This window comes from Rhodocytophaga aerolata (assembly GCF_030503435.1).
Lineage (GTDB): Bacteria > Bacteroidota > Bacteroidia > Cytophagales > 172606-1 > Rhodocytophaga > Rhodocytophaga aerolata.
This window is the reverse complement of sequence record NZ_JAUKPO010000084.1, coordinates 1-8,070: the sequence shown is the minus strand read 5'-3', so window position 1 is coordinate 8,070 and position 8,070 is coordinate 1. Positions and strand designations below refer to the sequence as shown.

The 8,070-nt window shown below is 41.0% G+C and carries 7 protein-coding genes; 4 read left to right on the top strand and 3 right to left on the bottom strand.

All coding sequences use genetic code 11. From position 1 onward, the window contains the following. Positions 1-237: 237 nt before the first annotated feature. Both Q0590_RS35980 and Q0590_RS35975 read right to left on the bottom strand, forming a co-directional pair. Positions 238-1,368 (bottom strand): M56 family metallopeptidase, encoded by a 1,131-nt coding sequence (locus tag Q0590_RS35980; protein ID WP_302042526.1) that lies wholly within the window; start codon positions 1,366-1,368, stop codon positions 238-240. Between the two features lie 8 nt (positions 1,369-1,376). Further along, entirely contained in the window at positions 1,377-1,736 is a 360-nt protein-coding gene (locus Q0590_RS35975) for a BlaI/MecI/CopY family transcriptional regulator (protein ID WP_302042525.1), read from the bottom strand. 230 nt (positions 1,737-1,966) lie between these two features. On the opposite strand from Q0590_RS35975, the gene Q0590_RS35970 reads away from it, so the two are divergent. Further along, on the top strand, positions 1,967-2,305 hold the full coding sequence (locus tag Q0590_RS35970) for a PadR family transcriptional regulator (RefSeq protein WP_302042524.1): 339 nt from the start codon (positions 1,967-1,969) through the stop codon (positions 2,303-2,305). Continuing rightward, positions 2,302-4,902 (top strand): FtsX-like permease family protein, encoded by a 2,601-nt coding sequence (locus tag Q0590_RS35965; protein ID WP_302042523.1) that lies wholly within the window; start codon positions 2,302-2,304, stop codon positions 4,900-4,902. Before Q0590_RS35970 ends, Q0590_RS35965 begins: the two co-directional genes overlap by 4 nt. Before the next feature lie 53 nt (positions 4,903-4,955). On the opposite strand, the gene Q0590_RS35960 is transcribed toward Q0590_RS35965, so the two are convergent. After that, positions 4,956-6,482 (bottom strand): IS1182 family transposase, encoded by a 1,527-nt coding sequence (locus Q0590_RS35960; RefSeq protein ID WP_302042522.1) that lies wholly within the window; start codon positions 6,480-6,482, stop codon positions 4,956-4,958. A gap of 228 nt (positions 6,483-6,710) precedes the next feature. On the opposite strand from Q0590_RS35960, the gene Q0590_RS35955 reads away from it, so the two are divergent. After that, positions 6,711-6,959, top strand: a complete 249-nt coding sequence (locus Q0590_RS35955; RefSeq protein ID WP_302042521.1) for a hypothetical protein — start codon at positions 6,711-6,713, stop codon at positions 6,957-6,959. Between the two features lie 113 nt (positions 6,960-7,072). Further along, complete coding sequence (locus Q0590_RS35950; protein ID WP_302042520.1) at positions 7,073-7,792, top strand: hypothetical protein; 720 nt, start codon at positions 7,073-7,075, stop codon at positions 7,790-7,792. Positions 7,793-8,070 lie beyond the last annotated feature (278 nt).

The following is an 8,070-nucleotide window of genomic DNA, read 5'->3' as shown; positions in this document are numbered from 1 at the left end:
GAAAAATGCAATACTTAATAATCTTGCCAAAAAACTATAAAATTGGATTATGGTCGTTTTTGTTGGACATCACTTTTTATGTTAAGTAGAATTGTAGGATTCTAACGTAGGTTAGTGATAAATTTTTAGAAGTATAATTCTCGGATTAGTTCAATCAAGGCCTAAGAGGTCAGATCATAGAAAGTTTTTTTAAGTAAAAAGAGAGCTAGCGAAGGGTAACTAGCTCTTAAAAAATTGTTATTCAGGTTGTACTACAACTGTTGGTAATTTACCATAGCGCTGTTCAAATATCGCCTTCTGTTTTTCATCACTAATATCATAGGTTTCTTTCTTGCCCGATTCTAACTCTACCTCAAACACACCTCCTCCCTCTTTTAACTGCCGAAATTCTTTCATCTTATTTTTCTTTAAAAACGCTTCAAAAGAAAGCGAATTTGGATCCATTACAATTGGAGGTGGGGGTGGTGGGGGAGCTGCTTCTTCTATGACTCTTCCACAAAAAGTGAAGGTTAAAAAAACTAGCAGCGGTAATACCAAAAAATATTTGCTTACTGAGTGCGTGCTACTTGGCTTTCTGTTCATCATCTGGATTCTGGTTTTAAGTGAAGAAATATTGAATTGATTAGCTATTTGTACATTAGATAGACCTATGATCTTAAGTAACAGATACTGGTAACTCTTTCTGTCTATGTCTCCTTTGTTGAGTACTTCTTTATCTACTATAAACTCTAAGTTTTCACGAACTGCCTGCCTCAATAGCCAGGCAAACGGGTTATACCAGTTAAAGAGTAGCAAGCACTCCATCCATATTACATCCATGGTATGGTTTTGACTAGCATGTATCCATTCATGGCGTATTACTTGCTGTATTTCCTCTGGCTCAAGTAGATTGATATTTAGAAAAATAGCGTTCCCAAAAGAAAAAGGGGCAATCTTTTTATCCACCTGATAGATTTTTATATCCCCATCCTGTACTAAAGTAGCTGAGTGAAGGACACGGAAAAAAGCTATAAATTGAATCAGTAATTTTACTCCTTGAATCAGTAAGCCTATCCAAAAGAGAGTAGCAATTAAGCTTAACATAGACTGTCCAAAGGAGTCTGTTTCGTTAGTGACGGCAAATAATGAGTTAGAAACTTTATTCCATGTTATAAGGGCATTTATTGATTCTACATTAGTAGTCTCCCCAAGGGACAGTAATGGAAGCAGATTGACAAGGGGAATTAAAAAAGAGAATCCGGATGCTATCAATAAAAACCATCGATTGGAGCTATAAAAAGTAAGACTGCGTAAAGCCAGCCTGTAGAACAAATAAACTGTTGCCAGGCAAATGGAGAGTTTGATGCTATAGTAGATTAAATCAGCCATATAGCTTATTATTTTTTGCCTTCAATCATGTCAATAATTTCCTTTAGCTCCTTGGCTGATAATTTTTGTTGTTTGACAAAAAAGCTGACTAGGTTCTTGTAAGAACTCTCAAAATAACTGTGCACCACACCACTAAGAAATTTACTCTTATATTCTTCCTCACCAATGGCCTGCTTATATAAATAAGTGTTACCGACTAAGCGACTGGTGAGATAGCCTTTTTTTTCTAGGTTTTTGATGGTAGAAGCTAAAGTAGTATAAGGTGGTTTGGGAGGGGCAAGGTTATCTAAAAATAGTTTAACATGCCCCTCACCGGTTTTCCAAATTGCCTGCATAGCTTGCTCTTCAGAAGGTGTCAACTTTTCCATAAAGTATGAGTTTACAAATACGAATACGATACAATAATACGAATAATTCGTAGATATACAAAATATTCGTAAATATTTTATCTGAACTTTTGTTGCAGTTCAATAAGTAGCAATATGTAAAATAGAAATTTCTATTTCTGATTTCTTCATTTCTTAGAAGTTCTCTTTTTTTTAAAAAGCTTGCTTTTGTAAATATATATTCTACATTTACGAAAGTAATATCTTACATAATGAAAGGAACTTATCTGGGTGAATTTGAAGAACTCGTCTTACTGACTGTCGCCCTGCTCTATGATCATGCGTATGGGGTTGCTCTGCTGGAGGAAATTATAGAGCGTAGTGGGCGCTCGGTTAGTGTTGGTGCCTTACATAGTGCCTTGGAACGCTTAGAAACAAAAGGTTTCCTCCGTTCCCGCATGGGGGAAGCGACCGCTGAGCGAGGGGGTCGCCGCAAACGCTACTTTATCCTCACTCCGATAGGAGAAAAAGCCTTGAGAGACGTGCGCGATCTGCGCGAGAGTATGTGGAAGGCTATCCCGCAAACTGCCCTGACTGGAGGTGCCTCATGAGCACGGAACCTACTTCCAAACCCAATCCACCAGCATGGCTCATCGCTTTGCTGGAACACTTTCTTTCTTCAGAACGGCAAGAGGATGTGCTGGGAGACCTGTATGAACTTTTTTATCGGCGGGTAGCCACAAAAGGGGAAAGACAGGCCAAGTATTTATTCCTGCTTGATACGTTGCTGCTGTTGGTCCGTCCCAACCTGACCCGCCATACCTCCACCTTATCCTCTACCTCTTTATCGACCTCTATGCTCTCTCATTACCTAACTATGGCCTTTCGCAGTCTCTGCCGGGAGAAAGCTTTTGCTTTCCTTACTATCCTAGGACTTGCTACAGGGATGGCTTTTAGTCTGCTTATTCTCCTTTGGGTCCAACATGAGTGGAGCTATGACCGCTTTCATTCAAAAGCCGATGGGCTCTACCGCATCACCGCTCAGGTGAGTGAACTGCAGACAGCCATTAGCCCTTCTCCAATGGCTCCTACCCTGCTGGGCCAACTGCCCCAAGTAGAAAACATGCTGCGATTGAAACCCACAGAGAACCTACTAGAGGTTAATGGAGAAAAGTTTGAAGAAAAAGGGGGATACTATGCCGATGCCTCTTTTTTTGATCTCTTTTCCTTTCCCCTCCTAGCCGGCCATTCTTCGACTGCCCTCTCCCGCATCGATGGCATTGTGCTCTCTGAAAGGTTAGCAAAAAAATATTTTGGAACCAGGCAGGCATTGGGCAAAATCATACACCTAGACAATCATCATTCCTTGGTAGTCACAGGGGTCATGCAGGTGCCGTTAAATACCCATTTGCAAGCCAATTATCTGCTGCCCCTTTCTTTTCTGGAAAAACAGGGGCATGACTTACATATATGGGGAAATCTGGAATACTATTCCTATATCCGCTTAAAAGAAAATATCTCTACCCGAGAAGGGGTAACCCAGGGGATCACAACTACAATGAATGCCCTTTTTGCGCAGAATGAAAAGCAGGGTCAAGCCGTATTTGGGCTGCAGTCAGTGAGTGATATTTATTTACATTCCGACTTAGTCGGGGATGTTCCCTCTAGAGGCAATATCGCTTATGTTCGCTTATTTTCAGGGGCTGCCCTTTGTATTCTGATCGTTGCCTGTATCAATTTTATGAACCTATCTACGGCCCGATCTGCCAAAAGAGCCAGGGAAGTAGGGGTACGCAAAGTCATGGGTGCCCGCAGGTCTGAGTTGGTCGGGCAGTTTTTAACCCAGTCACTGCTGGTAGCTTTCCTAGCTTTACTGCTAGCCTTAGGAATGGCTTGGATCCTCTTACCTTTTTTTAATACCTTAACAGACAAACAATTGACTCTGCGGCTGCTGGAAATAGAATCCCTACTAGGGCTGTTTGGAATTGCCTTGTTTACCGGTTTGCTTTCCGGCAGCTACCCAGCCCTGTTATTATCCTCCTTCCAGCCCATAAGTGTGTTAAAAGGGATGATCCAACAGGGCAGGTGGAGCCTTCCATTTCGCAATGTTTTGGTGGTGGCCCAATTTACCCTCTCGATCATTTTGATTGTGGCAACAGCTACTGTTTATCAGCAGATGGAACTGCTCAGAAATAAACATCTGGGTTTTGAGAAAGAAAACTTAGTCTATGTACCCATCCGTGGGGAGCTAGACAAGCATGGAGAGGCGTTAGCTGCCCAGCTAGCTTCGAATCCCTTAACGAGTCAATTCACCTTCGTATCTGAGTTACCCATCAATAGTACGGAAGGCAGTGATGCTGTGTGGGAAGGTAAAAGCATAGACGAGCAAGTCATCTTTTATTCCATGCAAGTAGATGCGCATTTTCCAGAGACGTTTAGGGTAGAATTGCTTACAGGCCGGGGATTTTCTGCCGAGATCAGGCAGGATACGGCCAACTACCTGGTCAATGAAGCGGCTCTGCGCATGATGGGGATGGATGCCAAACAGGCCATTGGTAAATGGTTTGACCTGCAATATAAAGGAAAGATTATTGGAGTAGTCAAAGATTTTCACTTCCGCCCCCTGCATCAAAAGGTAGAACCCCTGGTGCTTGAATTTAATAACGCTACTCGAGGCAAGTTGGTCTTGCGTGTCCAATCCCAAGCCACAAAAGCAACCCTTGTTGCTCTTGAGCAAATTATGAACAAACTCAATCCGGATTATCCGTTTTCCTATGGGTTTGTAGATGGAGAAATAGCCAAAAACTACAGCGGTGAAACACGGATGGGCCAAATCACCCAAACATTTGCTTGCCTGGCTATATTTATTTCCTGTCTGGGCCTATATGGCCTTTCGGCTTTTACCGCCCAAAGACGCATCAAAGAAATAGGAATTCGCAAAGTGTTAGGGGCTTCGGTCAGTGAACTATCTTTTCTGCTATCCAAAGATGTTATCCCGCTGGTAGTACTGGCATTCCTTCTTGCTTCCCCTATTGCCTGGTACCTACTGCATGGGTGGCTGGAAGGTTATGCGTACCGGATTGAGATAAGCCCGTGGAGCTTTGCTTTAGCTGGTCTCCTGGTTCTGGTAGTTGCCTTACTAACTGTAAGTTGGCAAAGCGTTAAAGCCGCTTTAGTCAACCCAACAAAAACGTTGCGTAATGATTAATCTGCCAAGAGAAAGGCAGAAGATAAAAAGGTTATTAGAGAGTAAAAAATAACTCATAGATAATAAAAAGGAGTAAAACTAATACGACAACAATCGAAGGCAATATGATCTGCCAGTAAAATACCTGCATTTTTTGAAGTTACATAAATGGAGTGGCTGTTGCAAAAGTCCAGCTGCAATAAAAGTAGCTTATCAGTAACTGAAATGGCTACTGCTTTTACTAATGGGTTTGAGGTGCCATAGCGAAGATATTTCTTCAGATTATAAGCCGTAGCAGCCAAATACATAACCTTAGCGGCGCCTTCTCTTTTTTTGACGCTGATCTTGCGCAGTCCATAATATTCAATTAAACTTCCAAGTACAGGTTCAACAGTAGCAGCACGTTTTCTCATAGCACGTTTGCCGGCTTTAGTTGATAAGCGGGCCAACATGCGGTCGTACTCGGCTTTGTAATACGTATGGTGTAGCCGCTTTTCACGCGCTGTACCGGGAATACAACTCTTTCTAAAAGGGCAATCTTTACAGTCTGCCGCTTTTGACATATAGCGCTTCTTAACATTACCTTCCTTATCGGTAAAGGTATTGTTGAAGGGAAGGAGAATACCTTGACTGCAGATATAGCTATCCGTTTGAGAATTGTAGGTAAAGCCCTTGCGTTCGAGTTTGTATTTCCCATGAGGAGGAATAAAGCCCTTTATGCCTTTCTGTTCTAGCTGTTGATAATTTGAGCCTGATCCATAGCCTGAATCTGCTAGCACTTCATCTACTTTCAGTTTATGTGTCTTCAGCCTTTTTCTTATGGTGTCGACTATGGTTAGTAAGTATCGACTATCGCGCCAATCAGAGAAATCAGCATTGATATAGGTAATAACGTGTTTACCTGTGTCTACTCCTAAACTTAGCATATAAGAAAGCATACGTTGCTTTCCGGTTTTAATTGAAATCCGAGCATCAACATCAGTAGGGCTATAGTGGGTTAGATTACTAAGCAATTGGCCTGCTTTTTTAGGAGCTGTCTGTTGAATAAGGGAATGATACCGATGAATATGTTTTAGCCGACCTGTAGAAGCGCTAATCCGAGTCTTCTTTTCTGCTTCATTCGCCTCTACTGTGTCTGTAGTCAGAGTTAGCCAACTCGAAAGTTTAGGTTGCATGTTATGGATGGAAGCATTTGCTTTCACATAAGCCGAATCTATGGCTTGTGTATGGCCGGCGACTAAACCGCTTTTAATACAAAGATCTAACACGTTGAAAAAACACTGCTCAAATACAGAGAGGGGAATACGTTGTCTGGTACGAGATATAGTACTATGAAAGGGAAGTGACTGGGTAAGATCATAGCCAAGAAAATAGCGGATACCCAAGTGGAGAGTCGCTGTCTCAATCAGCTTGCGGTCGGAGGTAATATTTTCAAAATGAGCTACTAAGAGGAGTTTGACAAAGACTACTGGATCTAATGAAGGTCTACCTGTGTGGATATAATAAGGAGCAACCAAGGCCCGGACAAACTCTAAATCAACTACTTTTGCCAGTCGATGGTAAAATTGATCAGAGGGCACGATCTTTTCTAGTAAACTCAATTTCCGTTGGGATGGATCAGTTAAATATGCACCTAACATATCCACTTAACAACTATTCGCTTCTAGTAGTTGACTTTTGCAACAGCCACTGGAATTATGTAAAGGAAGGGGCCAGAGGGGAATGAATAATTTTTGTCTTCCTATTTTAAAATTTTCTTTTCCCCTTTCGCCCAGTTTTTTATTAGTAAGTTGGATTGAAATGGGGTGGTTAAAAAAACTCCCCATTATTTGAAACTCCATAATAGAGATGCTACATCCGCTCTTTTTCCATCCTATACAGTTAAAGGGAGGTCTATTTTGGGTTTCCCCCAAATAAGAGGGAAGTTCACTTTTTCCTCAGCCAGTGGTGAAATCTTTGGAAAGCTTGAATCTATCCTGGTGCATGTAATGAGCAAACTACAAGCAGATTATGAGAAAGGAGTTGCCGATGAACCGTTTAGCTGTTTCGGGTATCTGTCCTTGATTTACTCTACCTAAAAAATGATTGATAACTCTTGATATGTTTCGGGCGTAGGTATATTAGAGGTAATAAACAGATAAATAAATGCTTTTGGCTTGTATATGATAGGAGTAATTGATAACTTTTCTATATGCAGAAATTCCTATGGTGCTTTCTCTTAGGAGTAGGCATCCACTTTACTTTGAGGGCACAACAAGCTCCTAGCTATATAATCCATGCTGGCGAAATAGTCTCTGCTGTAATTCCTATAAACGAGCAATACGTCTATGGTGAATTTCAACAGGGAACTGTATGGTTCAGAAATGGCAACTCTTTACCTGCTCTGCTTAACTACAATTACTTATATGGAGAAATGCAGTTTATCAACAGCAAAGCAGATACGCTAGCCCTGGTAGAAGAAAACTCGCTGAAAAAGATTACTATCGGTGAACAGGTATTTTATTATATGAATAAAAATGGTTTTGTTGAGCTGCTTACGGCTCCCTTGCCTGTCAAGCTTGCCAAGAAACAGAACATAGAAATCATCAGAAGCAATTTTAGATTAGTTGGAAATTCAGGGGGACTTGGCTTGCCTGCACCCGCTCCTCCTACCTCTGCTTCTGGTACTCCTAGCTATAACTACAAGAAATTATATACACAAAAAACGCCAGGAGAATTAGAATTGACCATGCAGACATCCTACTATTTTGTCGATCAAAATGAGCGAATTTACCGGGCTCAGAGGTCTACCTTACTAAAGCTGTTTGGCAGGCACAAAAAAACTATTGAAGCCTATATAGACACCAACCAAGTAGATTTTACCAGGGAAAAAGATTTAAAAAAGCTCCTTGAATATTGCGCTCAATACTGATATTCAAATACCTTATTTATAATCAAACCAATATAGCAGGAGATTGTAACTTAATAAGTTATAGATTATAAGAGCCCCACTGATGGAGGGGCTTCTTTTATAGATTTTATGCGTAGTAAGATGTAAAAGTATTCCCCGTGTTTGATTTGAGTCTTTTAATAATGATTATATTTCTATATATAATCCTATACACCATCTTTTCAACTTCTCCCCCTAATTCACCTTTATGAAAACGCTCTTATGTTCACTCTTTTTACTTGTCGTATCCTCAATTGTCT

What these genes read in the sequence shown, in the direction of transcription:
- Q0590_RS35980 (WP_302042526.1), bottom strand. Translation starts at nt 1,368, where the DNA reads ATGGCTGATTTAATCTACTATAGCATCAAACTCTCCATTTGCCTGGCA.
- Q0590_RS35975 (WP_302042525.1), bottom strand. Translation starts at nt 1,736, where the DNA reads ATGGAAAAGTTGACACCTTCTGAAGAGCAAGCTATGCAGGCAATTTGG.
- Q0590_RS35970 (WP_302042524.1), top strand. Translation starts at nt 1,967, where the DNA reads ATGAAAGGAACTTATCTGGGTGAATTTGAAGAACTCGTCTTACTGACT.
- Q0590_RS35965 (WP_302042523.1), top strand. Translation starts at nt 2,302, where the DNA reads ATGAGCACGGAACCTACTTCCAAACCCAATCCACCAGCATGGCTCATC.
- Q0590_RS35950 (WP_302042520.1), top strand. Translation starts at nt 7,073, where the DNA reads ATGCAGAAATTCCTATGGTGCTTTCTCTTAGGAGTAGGCATCCACTTT.